At 42.8% G+C, this 21544-nt stretch carries 10 protein-coding genes and 2 pseudogenes; 5 read left to right on the plus strand and 7 right to left on the minus strand.

Translation table 11 applies throughout. The features are described from left to right. Positions 1–65 precede the first annotated feature (65 nt). The 5 genes and pseudogenes from V7K40_RS01485 to V7K40_RS01505 form a co-directional block, all read right to left on the minus strand. Entirely contained in the window at positions 66–3167 is a 3102-nt protein-coding gene (locus tag V7K40_RS01485) for an esterase-like activity of phytase family protein (RefSeq protein ID WP_334956086.1), read from the minus strand. 1020 nt (positions 3168–4187) lie between these two features. Continuing rightward, positions 4188–9626, minus strand: coding sequence for a phytase (locus tag V7K40_RS01490; protein ID WP_334956055.1), 5439 nt, complete (start codon positions 9624–9626; stop codon positions 4188–4190). Between the two features lie 704 nt (positions 9627–10330). Then, positions 10331–11107: a COP23 domain-containing protein gene (locus tag V7K40_RS01495; protein ID WP_334956057.1), complete on the minus strand. Its 777-nt coding sequence runs from the start codon at positions 11105–11107 to the stop codon at positions 10331–10333. 124 nt (positions 11108–11231) lie between these two features. Further along, positions 11232–11528, minus strand: a pseudogene (locus tag V7K40_RS01500) (M48 family metalloprotease); the annotation flags it as partial. A 262-nt stretch (positions 11529–11790) separates the two neighbouring features. Continuing rightward, positions 11791–12669, minus strand: a complete 879-nt coding sequence (locus tag V7K40_RS01505; protein ID WP_334956059.1) for a phosphodiester glycosidase family protein — start codon at positions 12667–12669, stop codon at positions 11791–11793. A gap of 285 nt (positions 12670–12954) precedes the next feature. On the opposite strand from V7K40_RS01505, the gene V7K40_RS01510 reads away from it, so the two are divergent. Continuing rightward, a complete protein-coding gene (locus tag V7K40_RS01510) occupies positions 12955–13278 on the plus strand; it encodes a hypothetical protein (protein WP_334956061.1) in 324 nt (107 codons plus the stop codon). A gap of 282 nt (positions 13279–13560) precedes the next feature. Here V7K40_RS01510 and V7K40_RS01515 read toward each other — a convergent pair whose 3' ends face one another. Together V7K40_RS01515 and V7K40_RS01520 are read right to left on the minus strand one after the other, a co-directional pair. Further along, positions 13561–15729, minus strand: coding sequence for a PAS domain S-box protein (locus V7K40_RS01515; protein ID WP_334956063.1), 2169 nt, complete (start codon positions 15727–15729; stop codon positions 13561–13563). A gap of 297 nt (positions 15730–16026) precedes the next feature. After that, positions 16027–16586 (minus strand): annotated as a pseudogene (locus tag V7K40_RS01520) (Uma2 family endonuclease). Positions 16587–17181: 595 nt separating this feature from the next. On the opposite strand from V7K40_RS01520, the gene V7K40_RS01525 reads away from it, so the two are divergent. From V7K40_RS01525 to V7K40_RS01540, 4 genes are all read left to right on the plus strand, one after another. Beyond that, a complete protein-coding gene (locus V7K40_RS01525) occupies positions 17182–18525 on the plus strand; it encodes an adenylosuccinate synthase (protein WP_334956065.1) in 1344 nt (447 codons plus the stop codon). A 214-nt stretch (positions 18526–18739) separates the two neighbouring features. Further along, complete coding sequence (locus V7K40_RS01530) at positions 18740–19357, plus strand: 50S ribosomal protein L25/general stress protein Ctc (RefSeq protein ID WP_334956067.1); 618 nt, start codon at positions 18740–18742, stop codon at positions 19355–19357. 74 nt (positions 19358–19431) lie between these two features. After that, on the plus strand, positions 19432–20976 hold the full coding sequence (locus V7K40_RS01535; protein WP_334956069.1) for an AAA family ATPase: 1545 nt from the start codon (positions 19432–19434) through the stop codon (positions 20974–20976). 13 nt (positions 20977–20989) lie between these two features. Continuing rightward, positions 20990–21496, plus strand: coding sequence for a hypothetical protein (locus V7K40_RS01540; RefSeq protein ID WP_334956071.1), 507 nt, complete (start codon positions 20990–20992; stop codon positions 21494–21496). The last annotated feature ends 48 nt before the right edge of the window (positions 21497–21544 follow it).

Consider the following 21544-nt stretch of genomic DNA (forward strand, 5'->3'; position numbering starts at 1 on the left):
TTAGCAAAATCGCAACAGGTTAACTAATGAATGAATGTTGAATCTAAGCTGTAATCATCTTTCGGTTAAACGACACTAGCAGAAAAAACGAAATCATTTGCAGTCAGGCTAGTTGATATAATTCCAACTAATGAAGCCAACTCTGTATTTCCGGTTTTCACTAAGGTGTTACTACCCTGTTGCAATAGTGTCAGGGCACTAAACTGAGTGACACCAATACCACCAAGCCCAATTTTATCAATGCCGATCGCAAAATCAGTCACAATGTTCTTGCTAGTTGGCAGACTGGCGTTAGCAATCCAGAATTGGTCAGCACCAGCACCACCACTCAGGCGATCGCCACCCCCTTGACCAGCAAATAACACATCATCACCATCGCCACCAAATAGGGAGTCATTGACACTAGAGAAGAGTTTGTCATCGCCAGAACCACCATATAGACGGTTATTGCTACCTTGACTTTTGAGGGTGTCGTTACCTGAGCCACCAAAGGACAGTTGACCAGTACCTTCAACTACTGTCAAAGTATCATTACCTGCTGCCCCAAATAGATTATTACTACCATTGGCTTCCACTACGGTAACTTGGTCATTACCAGCACCACCATTAGCACTAGTGTTGTTAGCAGGGCCATTTGCGCCAATTAAAACTTGATCGTTACCGTCTCCCGTGGACACTGAGGAGTCATCACCGACCACCACTGTGTCATCACCTTTGCCAGTCACAATTGTGTTACTTTTAGTACCCTCTACAAAGTCTGCTCCGTCACCTGTGAGTAAGGTTTGATTTGGCTCAACGGTAATATCATTGCTGCTAGTGGAGCCAAAATTAATTTTTTCAGCTTCAGGTTGACCTAAACCAGGAGCAAGGTTAAGGGGCTTTTCCAACTTCAGCAGTAGAATTTCATTGTTGTCTATTACTGGATGCTGAGGATCATTGCCAGGACGACCTGTAGAGAAGGGATAATTGTTGTCATTAGCTACCAAAATGGTGTTTTTGTCAACAACCAGAACATTTTCAATGGTTTGGAATGGGAAGTTGAAGGTGGTCTTACCGTCCCCATTCAGGTCGTTGGGGTCTTGGATGTTTAACAAGTCTGCAACTTCTTCTTTAGCTACATAGCCATTAGAATCTGTTTTAGACAGGTCTACTTTGTAGATTTTCTTGAATTTAGCCGCAGCCCCTTGATTGTTATCCCGTTCAATGACTAAGTACTCATTATCATTAATAACTGCTAAATCCCCAATCGAATTTGAGGGATTTTCCAGTTTGTAGTAGCGTGGTTGATCACTGTATTTGTGGCTAGCAATGTCAAATTCGTTAATCCGCAAAGCGCCAGGAGTATTGCCCTGAACAGTCCCCTCTAGCAGTAGGTAGAGCTTAGTTTTGCTGGCGTTGATTGCTCCACCCTCAAAACCTTTAGAACTACCCAAGTTAGCAAAAGCATCTCCTGAGAGTACATCGGGGTTTTGTGGCGATCGCACCACATTATACTGAGGATCATCTCTGAGTTGATCTCGTACTTTATCGCCAATATCTGGAAAGTCTGTAAATAGCGCATCTACCCCTAATTGATAGAACTGCTGAATTTCTAGTGCTAGCTTGCCTTTGTAATCTGCTGCTAAGTATTGATTTTCTGCACGGAAGGTGTAAGGGTGAACCTGCAAACCTGCGTTGTGAGCATCTTGAATTAAGGTAGTGGGAGGTAACGTTGTCTCATCAGCCTCATTTACTACCCCGTCTCCATTCACATCATCAGCTTTGCCATCACCATTGGCATCAGTACCTTTGACGCTAACAATCATCCGCTTCCAAGGACCAATGCCATCAGCATAGGTGGCAACTTCAGTCAAGCCTTTTGGAGTTCGTAAGTCGCCATAGGTGCGAGTGTCACCACTAACCTTCAGGTCATAAGGCTGACTTTCTATGATTTTACCGTTGATGTCAATGTCACTTGCATCTAGAAGTTGGATAAGTGGAATATTCACGCCTGCCGCAGGCATAATGCTATCATGCAGCTGTTTGAGATTACCCACTTCAAAGGATTGGATGAAGATCCGACTAGGATCAGTGAAGTTATTTGCCTTGAGTGTATCGATTAGTAGCTGACTAATGTTTCGGTTAATTTTATTTGTCGTGCCTACATAGGTAGCTTCTTGAGCTAAGTATGTCGGGTGCTTAGTTTCAGGATAGATACCAATCTTTTTACCTGTTGTCGCTTCTACATTCTTAACTAGATTGATGATTTCCGTGAGGGTAGGAATTTCAAATTGATCATCGAAAGAATGATCGCGGAAAGGTAGACGTTCTTCTGCACGTAAAGTCTTGATTTCAGCTAAAGTGAAGTCTTCAGCAAACCAACCTGTAATTGTGTTTCCATCTAAACTTACTGTTTTCTTGCGATCGGCAAACTCTGGATGTTTGTAAACATTTGTGGTTGTGTTGTTGAAATTGACAGTGCCATCAGCGTTCAAAACTGCTAAAGCCGGCTCATGGCGAGCAATTAACACGCCATCTTTTGTAACTACCAAGTCAGGCTCAATGAAGTCAGCACCTCTTTCAATTCCTTGCTTATAAGACTCTAAAGTATGTTCTGGACGATAGCCAGCTGCACCTCTATGACCAATAACTTTAGGTGCTTCTCCATTTAGAGTCTTGAATTGGTCAGGTGTAGCAATGGGAGCCTCTAATAACTTACCAGTGGCATCAAAATGTAGCAGGTAGGGGCCAAACTCGTCTCCAACCCAGATTGTCCCGTTTTTATCAAAGACGAATGACTCTACATCAAAGTCTGCACCAGTCAGTAATCTTCCAGTAGTTCCCTCATTCACAATTTTGAAAGGAACTTTATTGTTAGGGTCAGACAGTTGAATGTAATCTAAAACTTTAACACTACCATCTCCATTCTCTGTTCCCTTAAAATTCGGGTCTAGACGATTGATTCGCAGTAGAAAATCTGCACTATTATCTTTGCTACCGTAACCATTGTCTGACAGGAAATAAAAAGAGTTATTGTTAGCGAATTGTACACCACTGAAGCCTTGAATTGGCTGTCCTGGGAAAGGCCCCGTTCTGCCATTGGCTGAGATTTCCTTACCAGAAGCTGGGCCATCACTAAAGGTATCAGCGGGTAAAGAGGCAAAGCCTACTAACTTAGTTGCCATAATTAGAATGTTTTTTGGTAATTTTGATTTAACTGGATCACAAACTATTCAAGTTCTCTCATTACATTAGTTGTGGGAAAAATAACTCATGTTCTCACGCTAAAAACCGGAATTACGGGTAAATTGGAGAATTACAAAAATATAGGTCGGGCAAGTCCGTTAAGTCCGATTTTGTCTGAACGCCGAGAATACATTTACAAAAAACATATTTTTTCAGAGTTATTGAAAGCTTGAGAACTGATAATGTAACGTCAACTACTAATCTGTGTTAGTGAGTCAAAAGTGTGGAAGACTGAGATTTTTAATTTCAATCTGTCGATAGTAGTTATGACAAAACTTAGCTAGCACTAAAGATGTTTCCATGAAAAGATTAAGAGAAGAATAAATTAAACAGAAGAAATGATTAAAATCCACTCTCATCAAAAAAATAATATTTGTTAAAGTTTATAAACTTTATTTCTAAAAATTATATAGCAATCCTAAATGAGTTGTAAGAAAATTCACCCCTCGGCTAACACCGTCCCCCGAATGCTTTGAGGGTACTACAGGGTGGTTGCAACAATTTGCAATTTTCACGAATGATTTAGGACTGCTATACGCTAAATATTTATGCTTTGAGATCCAAACTATTTCTGATAATTATCAAAAGAAAAAACTTGATTTTTTGCAGTTTGAATTGGCTAGCGCTCGCATCAATTTTACAGGTACTCGTAAGGCAATACGCCTGGAATGACGCTAGGCGAACAAACTAAGTACAGCATTTCATTAATTCGTAGCGAATTAAATTTGGCAATACCTTGCAATGCCAATGCGTCCCCCTGCAATGCCAATGCGTCCCAATACAATGTTAATGCGTCCCCTTACAATGCCAATGCGTTCCCTACAATGCCAATGCGTCCCCCTACAATGCCAATGCATCCCGATACATTGTTAATGCGTCCCCCTACAATGCCAATGCATCCCAATACATTGTTAATGCATCGGGATACGTTAAAAACGCTACGCTTATTACGCAACAGTGTATTAAGCCATAACACTAGCAGAGAAAACGAAGTCATTTGCAGTCAAGCTAGTTGAGGTAATTCCCAGCAATGAAACCAACTCTGTATTTCCGGTTTTCACCAGAGTGGTATTACCCTGTTGCAATAAGGTTAAAGCACTAAACTGAGTGACGCCAACACCGCCAAGCCCGATTTTATCAATCCCAATTGTAAAGTCAGTAATAATGTTCTTGCTAGTTGGCAGACTGGCGTTAGCAATCCAGAATTGGTCAGCACCAGCACCACCACTGAGGCGATCGCCACCTCCTTGACCGGCAAATAGCACATCATCACCATCGCCACCAAACAGAAAATCATTGACACTGGAGAAGAGTTTGTCATCACCATCACCACCGTAGAGACGGTTATTGCTAGCGCCACTGCTGAGGGTATCATTGCCTGAGCCACCGAATAATGATTGACGAGAACCTTCAATTACTGTGAGAGTATCATCACCTGCCGCCCCAAACAAATTATTACTACCACTGGCTTCCACCACGGTAATAACATCATTACCATTACCACCATCTGCATTGGTATTTTGAACTGGGCTGTTTTGACCAATAAATATCTGATCGTTACCGTCATTCCCGGATACTGAAGAGTTACTACCTGCAAGTACTGTGTCATCACCGTTTCCAGCCAAGATTGTGTTATCTTGAGTGCCTTCTACAAAGTCTGCTCCGTCACCTGCATTAAAGAATTGTCCTGGATCAAGATTGACAGTATCGCTGTTATTAGAACCAAAACCGTTTGGGAAGGTAGGCTGTACACCTGTCAGGTTATTGGGTAATTCGAGAATGCCGAGTTTTTCAGCAGCTGTATTACCCGTAACGTTGAAGTCATTGTCGTTAATTAAGGCTAGAGTGTTGGGTGCTACCAGTGCCAAACCTTCTAATTTTTCTACTCCGGTATAACCTAATTGAGCAGCATTAGCGATTAGGTTCTTAGTGACAGGGGTAATATTAGCAGCAGCTAACTCAGCAGTGGTGAGTTGTTCAATGGTCTTACCAGCTGGCAAGGTAAAGTTAGCAGGGTTGTTGATGTTGGTCGCCCCGGCTAAATCAATTTGGTAAATTAGTTTATTGCCAGCAGATGTAGCATTGTCGTCTCGCTCAACTACCGCAAATTTGCCGTTAGCCAAAGAGACTGCATCACCAATCTTATCGGTTCCTGGTAAACCTTGTAGGCGATATAAATACTCTCCTGTCACTTGCTTGCTGACAATATCAAACTCCAGAATTCGCAGGTTGAGAGAAGCTTTGGAAGTCGCATCATTAGCGACATCGGGATTATCGATCGCACTCTGAATAAAGGCATATAATTTATTACCTTCTAGGGCTACAGCTTCAAATCCCCGGTTATTGCGGCGTTGGGCATAAACTGCTGGCAATACCTCAGTCCCAAAAGTTCCAGCTGGTTGATCTGGATTGGGTGCTGTGGCAGTTCCCTTGGGAATAAAGCGGTCAATCAGTTTACCATTAATATCAAAGTGGTAAATTGCCGGACGATATTCATCTACCATCCAGTAATCTCCATTTTTTGCAACTACAATTCCTTCTAAATCTGCACCCAAAGGATCGTTCGCTAGGGGTTGGTTGTCTAAGTCCACGCCAATTTCATCAGTATAAGCTGTACCATTTGCCCCTGCTTGCAAATTAGGCAGTCCCGTTAATGGCGTCGTCCCATCTTGGCGAAATAGCTTTGTTCTGTTGGTAATGTTGATTTCACCTGTGCTGCGGTTGAGTTCAAAGCTGACTACTTCTGGCTGGAAGTTGGGTAAGAAAAATGGTCTGTTTGAACCATTAGATTCTCCATTGGGGCCACGGTCTGTATTAGTGACAAATTTCAAGTTGCCATTTGCTGCAAACCCTTGGAAATACAACCCGGAGAAACCACCCAAGAAAATATCTTGACCTTTAGAGGTTGTTCCTAATTTAGGTAGGTTTTCAAATTCATAGATACTCAGCTTGGGTTGGGCAACAGGATTGCGGGGATCGTAACTTGTGGTGTCAATATTTAGAGAATTGGGGAAGGCATTGGCTATATTCTCCCAAGGCACCAGCTTAAAGTTAGAGCTAACGTTTTCTTCACCATCGATTGGCTTAGCAGGTTCATTAGAGCCATCTTGAGTAACAAATAAACCAAATGGGAAGTTAGGCCCCAGTGGCACGTTAATTACATCTGCACCGTCTGACTCTTGTACACTGTCGATTGACCCATTGTTACCAATGGCAAAGTTACCCACATATTCGTTATTGCCTTCACGGGTGTAGGCAACAAAGGTGCTATCGCCTTGGCTGGATGCTAGCAGATAACCTGTGCCGTTTTTGCCATAGTAGATGGTCAACCCTTCTGCGTCATCGGTAAGGTGAGAACCACCCTCAAAACGGACGCGATCGATCAGCTTGCCTGTTGTGCCACCATCCGGTTCTGCCTGGAATTTCCAGATGCCTACATCTTCTTGGGCTACATAGAGAAAGCCGGTTTCTTGGTCAACTACCATACCCTCTGTTTGGGGAGAACGCTCTGCTGTCGTCGGTGAGGGGATGGTGAACTCCCGCACCAGTTCAGTGCCAATTTTGCCATTACCTTTGTCAATTAGTTTCAACTGAGCTATATCTCCAGTTTGGCGACGACTGGTAAAGACATAGTAATCATTAGTTACAGGGCTACGGTATAAGGTAAGTCCGTAAGAACTGCGAGTTGATGCGGAATAGGGAGGTTCAAAAGGTGAGGCTTGGAAGATAGTGCCAATATTGCTATCGGTGATATCTTCCAAATACTGACCAGGGGTGCTGGGGTTGGGGTTAATTTTGAAGATTGCTAGTTTATCATTGCCGCGATCGCTAGCTACGGCAATATCAATAGATTGATTGCCTAATTTAAAACCGTATTGCAGGTCAATGTTGTTGTAGCGAATACCACCGGGATTAAGCGTTTGTAACAAATTACCAGACAGGTCATAAACCCTCAGTCCAGCATTTTTTACTGAGGTTAAGACTAAACTATCAGCAGCATTTGTGGCATTAACATAGATAGCAGGGTCATCAGCATCAGCCCGTTGAGATGTGGGGAGCGCCGGATCATCAAATAAATCAGGACGAGTTTCTACTGTAGGTGCAGCGGTGGGAACTAAGTCTGCACCTAAAGTGAGGATTTGGGTAAATTGGGTGCTACCAAAGTTGTTGTCACTCACTAGCACAATCGACTGACGACCATCTGCTAGTTTGGGGCCAAAGGCAAGACCTTCAATGTTATCTACTCCAGTGGGGTGATTAGCATCAGTAGGCAGGTTCAGGTCATTTAAATTCAACAAAAGACGTTTTTGAGCGGGTGCGATCGCTGCTAGTTGTTCGGCACTTAAATTATTCAGAGAATCGTAGAAGCTAATATCAGTTGCACCTTGCAAAGAAACTTCGTAAATTTTGATGGTGTCGCCTACACCTTGGGCAAAGGAGCGTTCTAACGCAAGGAAAGTACCACGATTATCTATTGCCAATAAATCCGCCAAACCATTGTCAGCGGAGGCTGTGCTAGGGTCGGGTGCTTGGGCGATCGCATCGGTGATGTAGAGGTATTCCTTTTCTGGCTGTCCACTAACCAGATTGTATTGCAGAATCCGAGAAAGGCTGCCACTGATGAGTGAAGCTTTTAATCCATCTTGGGATAGCGCGTTTTCAGTAGCGGTGAATAGGGTTTTCTGGTCAGGTGTAATTGTGAGGCTTTCAAATGCCAAATTATTATAAACACCTGATATCTGCGTATCACCTGCATTTACAATACCATCGCCGTTAGTGTCTTTTACTACTGGTAGGAATTTTTTGGGGATAAGTAGCGAGCGTACTTCTTGTCCTGTTGTCAGGGAAAATTCCTTAATAAAGGGATTAGTAACGCGACCCGCAGTAGGATTAACTTCGCCTTCTGAAGAGATGAAGACTGTCCCATTATTGGTTAAAGCAATACCTTCAGGGTCGAGACTGTTGGTTGCAAAAAAGTTGCCGTTGGTATCTTTTAGGGGCGTGACATTGGTAAAAGTCACTCCAGTATCAGCAGTGAAGGTATAAAAACGGGCAGGGGCAACTTGGGAGCGATCGTCTGAGATAGCGTAGTAGCGGTTATTAACCGCATCATAAGTGACACCAGACAGTCCACCTAATGGAGTAGAAACTCCATTCACAGTTCCCGCAGGACCAGCAGGAATAAAGCTAGTAGCTAAGGTAGTCTGTCTTTCAAAGACCAGATTAGAAATGGTTTTACCCGCTTGAGTTGGTCTAGTTTGCACATCTGCGAATACCAAGCGATGGTCAGAACTGGGAAAGGGAAAAGTACCTACTGGGGAGAATGTCGGGTCAGTATTCAGCGGCCAAAATATTCCTGAGTTGGCAATTGTCAGGTCAGCGGAGGGTAGCACGTAATCAGTCCGTAGGTTTCCAGGGGTCGTATCAGCAAAGTCTGCGGTATCAAAAGCCGAATTGCCTTTTTGGCTAGCGTTTGCACCATCCTGTAAGCCTGCTTGTTGGGGCCCGCCAGGACTGGTAGGGATGACATTAGTATTGATATTGGGATTTTGCAACAGCTGGCGAATAGCGTTGTCAAAACTGTCACCATCTAATGGGTCAGCATTCTGGTCGCCCATAATCACAAAGCTTGAACCAGAATCAATACCGCCCGTTTTACCCTCATCATCGTAGATGTAATCGCCTTTACCAGGAGTTATGTAATCTGCCCAAAAGCGGATCTCATCATGGTTGCGCTTACCGTTGCGGTCTTCCACGCCATCAAAGGTTGGCGGTGTAGGGTGGCTGACGAGGACATGAATTGTTTCCCCATTCACCTGAATGGGTACATCCCAATGGCTCTTAGAGGAGAGGCGTATAACTTTGAGTTCCTGGTCAGAATACCAATCATTTGGCTGTGGTGTTGTGGAATCATCGGGAAGCAAAGCATTAGGCATATCCTTCCAGAGGAAGTTTTGGAAGGTGCGGATGTTGGCAGTGTCAATGGGATATTTGGACAGCAGCAACATCCCGTATTGACCAGGAAAATCACCGAATCCGAAGGCATCATCGCCATATCCTGATTTACCTGGGGTTGTAACTACTGCGCCGTTGTTGTTCAAGTCAAATCCAGAGGTAATTCCCGTGTTGGAGGGAGCGATGTAAAAGTAGGGGTAGTCAACGGGAGTCGCACCGTTTTGGCTGATGGCTAAATAATTTTGCCGGAATAGTTTAACTGCCTCTTGGGAGTAGTCAAACTCATTAATTAGCAGCACATCCGGGTTGTTACGCTGGACTATTTCCGCAACAGCTTTTGCCTGAGCATTATCGGGGGTTGACAAATCGGTCACTAATTGACCTTGGGTGCTGCGGTTTAAGGAAGCATTGAATTGGGAAAAGCGGATTGTATTAGTAGTTACCATAAGTTAGTTCTGGAGTAGATTCAAAGTGGTAAAGATGAGGATACATTTGAGGCTGAAGAAATGATACTTATTTAGCTCTAACTCCCAATTTTGTCGGTATCAATAATTAGTCTGTAAGCGATTTAGTAGTGCTGAGAAACAAACAGCATCAAAAGTCTGAGGGCTAGTACTGGTAGTGTCAATTCCACATTCAAAATCCGAAACGTGAAGAAGTTGGAGTATAAATGTCATTTTTATTGTCAGTGAAAGACCGTTAACTGCAAAGATGTACTTTGCAGTTAAGAGTGATAGCTATGCCAACACCCTCTGGTGCGTCCGCTACGCGTAGCTTATTTAAGAGCAGGGGTACGGTGAACGCAATATTAATATGAACAAGATAAAATACGTCTTCCAAACCACTATTCTTAGAGCTTGTTAGAAGACAGCTACATGACTTTTTAGTATTAGTTCTTAATTGGGCACCCTCAAACTATCCCAGTTAGATTAAGAAACAGCTAGCAAAAGGTTAAGAAAAAAAATAATTGCAGGTTTGGGGATGCTTTTGTCCCACAGCAATTATTCTCAGCGTGACACTCGCAATCACAGGCAGATTATAAGTAATTTCCCGGACATGATATTAATCAGCGGTTTTCGATCAGATTTAAATTAAGGTGCATAACAGCCCACCTTAATTTAAATCTGTATCTCAGTATTTCGGTTAGATATTAGCGGAAATTTTGAGGATTTAGACGAGCACCGTTAGGCTGAGACTGACGACGAATTGCTACTCCACCCCGCAAATTGTTTCCGGTACCGCCATCTTTGCGATCAAGGAAAGGTTTCAGATTAATCCCACTTCTAGATGAACTAACCCGATTATTACCACTGCCTAGAAGTGTGCGTCCTAAATTATATAATTCGTTGCCTCCACTACTGCGATCGCCATAAGTGTCAACGGCTATGGTCTGCTGTCCACTGTCAGCAGTAGTCAAGTTCTGGAAAACGCTATTGCGGATAACATAGGGGTCTTTCCCAGGCGGTACTGTCAACACAATTCTACAGGTTGGGTTAGCTTCAGTTGTGACGCAGACAATATTTTCGTTATTTTCTACAGCTGTCTGGAGTTCTTGTAAGCCATCTGGGCGATAAAGTTCTAAACGACTGGCAATTGCTGCACAACGCCTTTGTGCATCCCAACCACCGCCCAAAGCCGCAGGTGCCGCCCAAGGAAAGAATTGTCCGGATTGACTTTGTGGCTGATACATGACAGTATATTGACCATTGTAAGTCTGACAGCTAAACCGAGTTGTACCGTCAACTGAAGGTGGTATGCCTGTCGATGTATCTATTGGTACTGGTGCTGATCTGCCGCCTGATGGTACTGTTGGTACTACTACACCTTCGCCAGTAGAATCATATTGCGCCATTGCTGCGGAATTGCCCAGACACAAAGATAAGCCAAGACTGCCTAAATATATAAATCGCAGTAGTTGTGATGACATAAATCATCCTCCAGTAGAAATAGATAGGGAATTGATAGTTTAAATGACGAAATAATTCTGTTTTTTGATTCATCAAAAAGGCTATTTTTTTCCTCTGTTGATTTTTTCTTTTCAAGTAGCTTTTTCACAGTGCTTGAATTTCTGCATGATGCCCCACTTCTTCATAGGCGTAACGATTGTAGTTACTACGAGTAATGAGATTTTCTAAATCATTAACTCGTTTATTACCACCTGGGTGAGAAGATAATCAACTAGGAGGAGCATTTTTTTGTTGTTTTTCTAACGTTACCATTAAGTTACGCAAGCCAGTGGCAATAATTAGGCGTGTGCCGAGTGTATCTGCCTGATGTTCCATGTTGTGGTTGTAACTGAGTGGAAAGAGTTGACTGATGGTTTTGCCTAGAGGGAGATACTGGGTTATGAGGAATCCCCAGTGATACCAATTCTGTATGAAGATGCACCATATATGAGGAACGAACCGCAAAGAACGCATAGAAACGAAGTGGCTTCCCGCAGGGTAGAACACAAAGAAAGAAATAAGAAGCTAAGAAAATTTAGCGCAGCCTCACAAAGAAATGGTATGAGTAGACTGAAATAACGCATATGGGAAAACAGCGTCCATTAGCCAAAATTTTAAATTAAGAGTGAAAGTAAAGATTTGCTCCCTCAGATAGCGTTCTATACTAGTTTTCCTGAACTAGCAAAACTGACTTCACGGGACGCTTGATAGGATTTCCCTCCAAATCAACCTTCCCGTAAAAGGTTTTGCCATTGTAATAAAGCGAAGAGGAACTCCCTCCATCTAGATTCATCGCTTTATCAGCACCAAGGGTTTTCATCAAATCAGCTAATGCTAGTAAGGACACCCCAGAGTTCGCGGAAACTAAGGGTTTTTGAGCCACCATAACTAAAACAACGCTGCCATCACGGGTGATACCCACGGCAGTTCTGGCGTTGGGTTGGTTGCTACCAAGTGCATCTCGTCTATTGGCATTATCCACAAAGCCCTCTTTTACTAAGGTGAGTTCTGGTAACAGGCGTGGGCCTGCGCCTATGGCATCGACTAATTGACAACCTGCTGGTGGTGACTGACTGTGTAGGGCAATCGAATAGCGGATAGTTTGCCCACATAAGTAGCGGCGGAATTCTGTGCGATTGAAAATTTGACTCAGGTAAGGTTTTAAATTGGGATTGTTCACTAGCCGCTCGTTTTCCTTGGGGTTAGCTACCAACTTCCCTTGTAGGACAATATATGATGTAGATTTTTGGTTGGCTGGGTCAAAAAAGCCTGCGTTCAAGATAGCTACGGCTCGATGCTTCTGGGCAAATTCCTCTACTGTAGCTACCTTCTGTGATAGTGCAGGAGTTACCAAAAATCCGCTATTAGCTGGAATTAACAGGATATGAGCGATGCTTTGAGGCAAAGTGCGCTCGAAGTAGCGGATAGTTTTTGGTGGTGAAGATGCAACAGTCGGTATTGACAGTGTTGAGGAACGCAAATTAAACCACAACACCATTGCCAAACTAATTAATATCAAACCTAGTAGTTTAATTTTTCTCACATTTAAACTCACTTGCGGTTAGCTCAAACAGGACTTACGAAAAATACCTCTCAAACTCTTATTTCTCCGTGTTCTCTGTGCCTCTGCGGTTCAATTTTTGGTTACCTGTGCGTAAGCAATATGGTTGAGTTAAGGTTAGCACTCTTTGTCAAAGTCATTTTTTTAACGAACCGCAGAGGCGCAAAGTGCATAAGATTAGGGTAAAGTTGCAAAACACCTATTCTTCATAGGGATTGAAATGCTTGAAACTTACTAAAATCCCTATTGGGAATTGAAATTAAGACCGTGTTAGAAACCAAAAACTGGAAAAATATCTCCAAAAAATTCGCTATAGCCAAAAATTGTGCTTCTTTCAAACAAAATAAGGCAATGAGAGCTATTGCATATAGCATAGATTTACTACTCCCTAGTTTGTATATATGGTTACTTGGTTTTAGTTTTCGCATTGGTGGGAGCGTACCAGATAATAATATTCCCTATAAATATCCCGATAAAATTCACAGTTACACTGGAATTGCTTTAGTATTACCAGGATATAGAATTTTTACGACTTACCAGGGTAGCTATGACCCTAAACAGACATCAAATACAGGGGATAACAGCTTTTAATTGTACGGTTATCGACTCAAATACTTTTGAAACCTTAATGACTCAGGCAGGATATTCAATCTCAGGTAGCGTACCTGCACAGTCTAATAAAATAAAAGTATGGTGGATTCATAACGAATACCCAAGAGTCGAATCCGTATAGCGTCCAAACAAAAGAATAGTGACAACGGCGTATCATATTAACTGATATTTTTTATTTCTATTAACTAATTTCCCAGATGGGCAAAAAGTTTTGGTTGATAGGATTTTTGTAGTTTGTGATAGTTTCACCACCAAAATCAATTAGCCATCTGTTATAACCGATTCCAGTTCTTGAGACAGCGAATGTGTGTCTCTGGATGTTGAGGCAGGCAAGTACACTGTAAATTGAGTACCTCTACTTACCTGACTATAAACATTGACAAAACCACCATGATTCTTAATGATGCCCAATACCGTGGAAAGTCCTAAACCTGTACCTTTGCCAACCTCTTTTGTGCTGAAAAATGGTTCAAAAATCCGTTCTTGGACTTCTGACGACATCCCCATACCAGTATCTGTTACCACGATCGCAATATAAGAACCCACTTTAGCATCAATATTTATCTGGGTAGAATGTTCACCAATCACCACATTTTCCGCCACAATCCTGAAGATACCGCCATTGGGCATAGCATCACGGGCGTTGATTACTAAATTAATCAGCACCTGATGTAGTTGAGTTGTGTCTCCACAGACGTTCCACAGATTTTTGGGGATATCTGTTTGATAAATGATGGATTTAGGGAATGTTTGAGCGATAATTTGCTCAATTTCTGCCATCAATGGCTGAATTTGGACAATTGTCTGTTTACCTTCGATGCCCCGTGCAAAAGATAACACTTGCTTGAGCAAATTAGCGCCACGTTTAACATTATTTTCTAAAGTTTGCAGTATTTGCTGACTCTGCGAATCAGGCAATTTCTTCTGCAAGAGTTGAACTGACATTAAAATTGGGGATAGTATATTGTTGAGGTCATGGATGATACCACTAGCTAAAGTGCCGATACTCTCCAAACGTTGCGATCGCAGAAGTTGAGCTTCCAGTTGTTTCTGCTCCGTAATTTGGGTGTTCACACTCAAGATGGATTTGGGTTGTCCATTATCATCTCGGATCAGTGTCCACCGACTTTCAACGATAATTACTTTACCTTCCCTTGTCAGTTGATGCAACTCACCCCGCCACTCACCCGTATTCATCACCCTTAAGTAAGCATCTTCTACCTGTGGTGAAATCTCTTTATCCAAAAGTTGCAAAACATCTTTACCCACAACTTCCTCAGCCTTCCAGCCGTACAGACGTTCAGCACCTTTATTCCAAAATAATATTTCGTTGTGGATATTTCGCACCAGAATCGCGTCAGTTGATACATCCAGCAACGCAGCTTGTTCACGGATTTTCTGTTCTGCCTGTTTTTGCTGGGTTATATCTCGCGTCAGTGCCAAATAGATGAATGTACCATCAGATTCATTACGCAATGGTACAGCATAGGTTTCCATGTAGCGGTGGGTGCCTTTAAATCCAACGATTTCAAACTCCAAAGTCCCCTTGTTACCTTGGCAGATACTTTTATGCAAGTCGGCAAAGGCTGCTCTATACTCTGGTACAATTACGGTATCGATTGGTTTACCAATCAAGACATCAGCACTTTCCACTTCCATCATTGCCAGCCCATAGGCATTAATTTCTAAAAGGGTGCCATCCCTGGCAATTAACTTGATGCATTCTGGTTCTGCATCTATCATGGCTCGTAAACGATTTTCGCTTTGGCGTAGGGTCAGTTCCGTCTGCTGAAGTTGCCTGATATAACGCCACAACAAGTCATACAGCAGCGTCACCAGCACCAAATCTACAATAGCAGCGATAAAAAATGTAACTATTGCCTTTTGGGAACTTGCTTGTAACTGCTGCATTCCCTGCTGTAATAAATTTTGCTCCGTCTTTAAAGAGTCATGAATCAGCTGTTGGATTCTTTTGCCGATTTGCTTGTCTTTATCAGATAATATTTGCTGCCGAACTGCTTCTAATCCCTGCTTTTGTCTGAGGTAAATTTCTTGTTGCAGAATGTTGAGCCTATTAGTAATTTTCGGCTCCAGCAAAGAAATCCACTGCTGCTTTTGATGGTTATCAGTAGTTAAATTGCTGAGAATCTGAATATTGCTATTAGTTTGTTGATAGGCTGCAAGATAGGTTTGTAGATCATCTGCATCTGCTGTAATAAGGTAATTACGTTGTGCTGTTTCACTATCTTTGAGTAGAGATTGGATACTTTCAAGTTGGGTAATAACTTCATAGGAGGATATCACCCATTGCTGATTGTGAATCAGCTTAACAGTATTGCTATAGGAGACTACAGCATTAGTCAATACAACTGCCAATGCTAGGATAAATATTGCTTTCAGATTTTGAACTCTATACCATTTTTTGATCATGCGATCGCCCTTTATGCCGCAGATGACCTCCATCAATTAAGATTAAAGATTAAAAACAAATACTGAGAATATTTTAAAGTTTTTGATATCACGGGTAACAAAATACAATCTGTTATAATTGTAAATATCTGGATTGATCGGGATGATAATTTATACATAATAATCACAAATAAATCCGCTAATTTTTAATATAAATTCATTTTTAACAGTAGTATAGTTAATGCAGTTTGGTTCAAAGAATTTGCCTATGCATAGCATTTGTAGTTGCAATGCTACGTCTCTTGTTTGGAATTGTAATTAACCCCACACTATCCCTAAATCCAAAACCAGGTAATATATTTTCTCCAGACAAGCTGGTGAGAGACTCTAATACTTCTTTTGGTTGTCATTATGTATAAATTTCGAGATGTTTTTTGAAAAATTAGCCAACCAAGTCGCACTTTTGCAACCGTATATTCGCCCATCTTGGCTTACATCTCGCTTAAACTATCAGATGGGGATTAGCTCTAAAACAAAATTAGGAGCGATGGGAGGAAATTTCTCGTGCTGTTCGGTACTTAGTGCATTCCATCTTTATAATTGTATCCAGGATACATCGGGGGAACGGTTGGGGGGAAGTTTAAAGCAAGTGGAAAAGTCGAATACTTCTCCAAGTTGGGTTTGTTCGTTCCACAGAATAAACCGTGTAGTCAGCTTGGCATTGCATTTTCCAGTTTCTCCCCCGTTGCTGGCATTACAATTAATTCTCCCTTGGCGTTGCGCTTGAATTTGACATTAGGATTATCCCGACACAGTTGGTAAAATTGGTCGTTGGTAAGTTTGACGACGTGATTAAAGTTGATGGTAATCGCTGTCATAGTCAAATTACATGATAAATCTACAATGGAATTTGCCGTAGAATTGCACAGATGTGGATACATGTAAACTTAACGTGAAAACCAAGTCTGATAAGTATTTGAGAGTTTTTCTCGTCTCTTCACGCTCTGCCTCATAATGCCTGTTGTGAGGCTTTGCCTTAAGACTTGCGCCAGCAGCCCAATGAGGCGCATTGCCAGACTCTGGCTTTTAACGAGGTTTAAAACCCACGGAGGTGGGTAAAGCCTCGTTAACAGCCAGTCGCTCATGGGGAGCCGCGCTTTTACAGGGGGTTTCCACGCCACTTGACGGCAGTTGCTTCTCATAAGGGTAAGGCTCTTGCTAGCAAGATCCCCGTAAGAGTACAAGTCGCGAAACCGCAAGGGCGCATTGCCTCCTTTATGCCGGGGAACCCGTTGGCTCCCCATGAGCGACTAGCGTCCCGCGAGCCACTCTTATTACAACTTGCGTGTGGTTTGTAACCGCGCTTTTAACTCAATTGAAAACAGCAAAGTTATTCTGGAATAAGCTTGACATGATTCAAGCAATATGTTAATAATTATAGTTTGTGGAAACTTTACTTCTTAATATAAGCTCTTGGCTAACGTCATTGTCATAGGTGCCCAATGGGGCGATGAAGGAAAAGGTAAAATAACTGACTTACTCAGCCGTTCGGCAGATGTTGTAGTACGTTACCAAGGGGGTGTCAATGCTGGACACACGATTGTAGTAAAAGGTCAGACTTTTAAACTGCACTTGATTCCCTCTGGTATTTTGTATCCAAATACCGATTGCATTATCGGCTGTGGAACAGTCATCGATCCACAGATTTTGATCGCAGAAATCGACCAACTAAAAGAATTAAATATTTCCACTGACCACCTGCTGATATCTGAGACAGCCCACGTTACCATGCCTTATCATCGGTTGATTGATCAGGCATCGGAAGAACGACGTGGAAGCCATAAGATCGGCACAACAGGTCGGGGCATTGGGCCGACTTATGCTGACAAATCTGAACGTACAGGTATTCGAGTTTTAGATTTGATGGACCCTGATGGGCTACGTGAGCAGTTGGAGTGGACGATTAATTATAAAAACGTCATTTTAGAAAAGCTTTACAACTTGCCACCTCTAGATGCACAAGAGGTGATTGAACAGTATCTGGGTTATGCAGAACGTTTGCGACCTTACGTTATTGATACATCGTTAAAAATATACCATGCGATTGGGCGACGGCGCAATATTTTGTTTGAAGGCGCACAAGGCACGCTTCTGGATTTAGATCATGGAACTTATCCCTATGTCACCTCCTCTAATCCTGTGGCCGGGGGGGCTTGCGTTGGTACAGGGGTAGGCCCGACAATGATTGACCGAGTAATTGGGGTATCGAAAGCCTATACGACACGAGTGGGAGAGGGGCCATTTCCCACCGAATTGGATGGAAAGTTGGGAGAATTGTTGTGCGATCGCGGTGCCGAATTTGGCACAACCACCGGACGTAAACGGCGCTGTGGCTGGTTTGATGCCGTCATCGGTCGCTATGCCGTGCGGATTAATGGTATGGATTGTATGGCGCTCACCAAACTGGATGTCCTCGATGAATTAGAGTCAATCCAAGTTTGTGTCGCCTATGACATAGATGGCGATCGCACCGAACACTTCCCCACCAGTTCCCGTAAATTTGCCAGATGTCGCCCCATCTACAAAACTTTACCAGGATGGCAAGTGTCAACAACTCACTGCCGCACCCTAGAAGACTTGCCACAGCAAGCACTGGACTATCTAAAATTCCTCGCTGAATTGATGGAAGTCCCGATCGCGATCGTCTCACTAGGAGCTAGCCGTGATCAAACCATAATCGTAGAAGACCCCATCCACGGGCCCAAACGCGCTTTATTGCAGGCCGACGGCACACCTGCTACCTTGCTAAGTGCTTAGTTAAAAGTTAAGAGTGAAGGAGTTAACAGTTAAAAGGGAAGAGTGAAGAGTGAGTAATTAAATCAAAACTCCTAACTCCTAACAGACGCGATTAATTGCGTCTCTACTCCTAACATTTTGTACAGACGCGATTAAATCGCGTCTCTACTCCTAACATCCTGTACAGACGCGATTAATCGCGTCTTCTAATTCTAATTAACAACTAACAACTTCTATGGCTATTACAGTCGAATCTCAAAAACGCCCAGAAGGCAGTAAGCCAAGAGCTTTGCGCCGTTCTGGACTAATACCTGCCAATTTGTACGGTCACAAGGGTACAGAGTCAATTTCTTTGACCATTGATGCCAAAACTGTTGAACGCTTGCTCAAAAGAGCTTCTGTCAACAACACCTTGATTGAGTTAAACATTACCGATGCACCTTGGCGCGGTAAAACCTTGCTGCGGGAACTTCAGATTCATCCCGCAAAAGGTACGCCTTACCACCTCAGCTTTTTCGCAGTTGCAGGTCACGGCGACACCACTGTAGAAGTACCGCTGCGTTTTCTGGGAAATGCTGTTGGTGTTAAACAAGAAGGTGGTTTTTTAGACACTGTTATCACTGAATTACAAGTGAGTTGTGCACCAGAAAACATCCCTGAAATAATTGAAATTGATGTCTCTAACCTGCAAATTGGAGATAGCTTACGTATTCACGAGCTAGTCTTGCCTGAAGGTGTCACAGTTCTTGGTGATACGGAGCGAGTTGTAGTTAGCGTTTCGCAGCCACAAATCAGTGCTGCTGCTGAGGATGAGGCTGAGTTAGAGGGTGAACCAGCCTCTGAAGCTACGTAAGTGTGTAATAATTTTTGATGATAGCCAGGGGGAAACTCCTGGTTTTTTTGTTTTTGAACTCGCAAAGGAAAGAGATGACAGAAGCGACTCTTCCAGCTTTAATTCAGCAAATGTTGCAGCCGGGATTTTATACCCATGCGGTAACAGAACCCATTCAACTAATTCAAACCCACATTTCTTATGTGCTGTTAACTGGGGATTACGCTTATAAGCTGAAAAAACCTGTGAATTTTGGCTTTTTGGACTTTTCTACCTTAGATAAGCGGCAGCATTTTTGTCAGGAAGAGTTACGGTTAAATCAGCGGGGTGCTGGTGAACTGTATTTAGAAGTTTTGCCCATAACTCAGGTAAAAGAGCAATACCAGCTAGGGGGAACGGCTGAGGCTGTAGAATACGCGTTGAAGATACGCCAGTTTCCTCAAGAGTCGCTATTAAGTACACTTTTTGAACAGGGTAACTTAAATGAGACACGTTTAGAAGAGTTGGGACGGGTCGTGGCTCAATACCATGCCCAAGCACAGACGAATGATTATATTCGCAGTTTTGGTGAAGTGCCAAACGTCCGGGCTGCAATTGACGAGAATTATCAGCAAACTGAGAAGTATATTGGTGGCCCCCAAACTCAGGCGCAGTTTACAGAAACAAAGCAATATACAGATAACTTTTTTGCAGAACGTCCAGAATTATTTGCTAGCAGAATTCAGAACAATTATATTCGTGAATGTCATGGGGATTTACACTTGAGAAATATTGCGCTGTGGCACAATAAAATCTTGCTGTTCGATTGCATTGAGTTTAACGAGCCGTTTCGGTTTGTTGATGTTATGTATGATGTGGCGTTCACGGTGATGGATTTGGAAGCACCGCAGCGTCAAGATTTAGGTAATGCTTTTTTGAATTCCTATATAGAGCAAACTGGAGACTGGGAAGGTTTACAGGTGTTGCCCTTATATTTGAGTCGTCAAGCTTATGTTCGAGCAAAGGTAACTTCATTTTTGCTAGACGATCCGAGTGTACCTGCGACAGTAAAGGAAGAAGCGACAAAAACCGCCGCTGATTATTACAAACAGGCTTGGGAGTACACTAAACCAAAGCTGGGACAACTGATTTTGATGTCGGGGTTGTCGGGTTCTGGTAAAAGTACCACAGCAAGGTATTTAGCCCGTCAACTCGGAGCAATTCACCTTCGGTCTGATGCGGTGCGGAAACATTTAGGGGGAATTTCTCTGTGGGAAAAGGGTGGCAATGATTTGTATACACCTGAGATGACCGAAAAAACCTACACACGGCTGTTGTCATTGGGAATTATACTGGCTCAACAAGGTTTTTCAGTGATTTTGGATGCCAAGTATGATCGACAGCAGTTACGGCAAGAAGCGATCGCTCAAGCTACGAAGCATCAACTTGCCCTTCAGATTATCCAATGCACAGCACCCCTTGAAGTTCTAAAAAAGCGTCTGAATAACCGCACTGGTGATATCGCTGATGCCACCGCCGATTTATTAGACTCACAACTGAAACAAGCTGAACCCTTCACTGAAGAAGAACAATCTTACGTAAAGATTTGCGATACAACTCAACCACAACAGGCACAATTAAAAGTAGTAATTCCCCAATAGGTTTTTTTACCCTATGGCAGACAAAAAGAACGACTTTTTCAGTATTTCTCCCAGCTTCTTTTCTCAGCTGTTATTTGGGGCTTTTTTAACATTTATATTAATAATGACCGGCTCTGCACCAGCCCTGAGCATCTTCTTAGGAATCATGGGGGGTTTCATCCTCAGCTGGATCACAAATTTAACCAGTAATAGCGCCCAGCCCCCAACTGTAGCTTCTTCTGATGGCGTTGATACAGGACTGAAATACTGGTTATTTTTCATGCTTGGCTTTGTATATTTAGGGTATCCAGCACCCATGAGTATCTTGCTAGGTGGATTAGGCGCTTTAGCTGGAGGCTGGATTACTGCTTGGTGGGGAAGTAAGGAAGAAACTAGAACTCAGTTGCAAGTTGAAGAGTTAGAAGAGGGCGAAGTTGAAGCAACGAACGAAAGGATAAACAAACGGCAAACAAGAAGAACCGCTCGCCGTTACCGTCGCACTCCTGGAAGCAGTTTCAATTTCAGGTTTTGGGAAAAGTAATATTGGGCATTGGGGAGCCAGTGCGTTGCCAAGGTTCCCGACGCTCGT

The sequence above is a fragment of the Nostoc sp. genome, from assembly GCF_036917195.1.
In the GTDB taxonomy this organism is placed as follows: Bacteria; Cyanobacteriota; Cyanobacteriia; order Cyanobacteriales; family Nostocaceae; genus Nostoc.

Coding starts and splice junctions, on each gene's coding strand:
- V7K40_RS01490 (WP_334956055.1), bottom strand. CDS start 9,626: ATGGTAACTACTAATACAATCCGCTTTTCCCAATTCAATGCTTCCTTA.
- V7K40_RS01495 (WP_334956057.1), bottom strand. CDS start 11,107: ATGTCATCACAACTACTGCGATTTATATATTTAGGCAGTCTTGGCTTA.
- V7K40_RS01515 (WP_334956063.1), bottom strand. CDS start 15,729: ATGATCAAAAAATGGTATAGAGTTCAAAATCTGAAAGCAATATTTATC.
- V7K40_RS01530 (WP_334956067.1), top strand. CDS start 18,740: ATGGCTATTACAGTCGAATCTCAAAAACGCCCAGAAGGCAGTAAGCCA.
- V7K40_RS01535 (WP_334956069.1), top strand. CDS start 19,432: ATGACAGAAGCGACTCTTCCAGCTTTAATTCAGCAAATGTTGCAGCCG.
- V7K40_RS01540 (WP_334956071.1), top strand. CDS start 20,990: ATGGCAGACAAAAAGAACGACTTTTTCAGTATTTCTCCCAGCTTCTTT.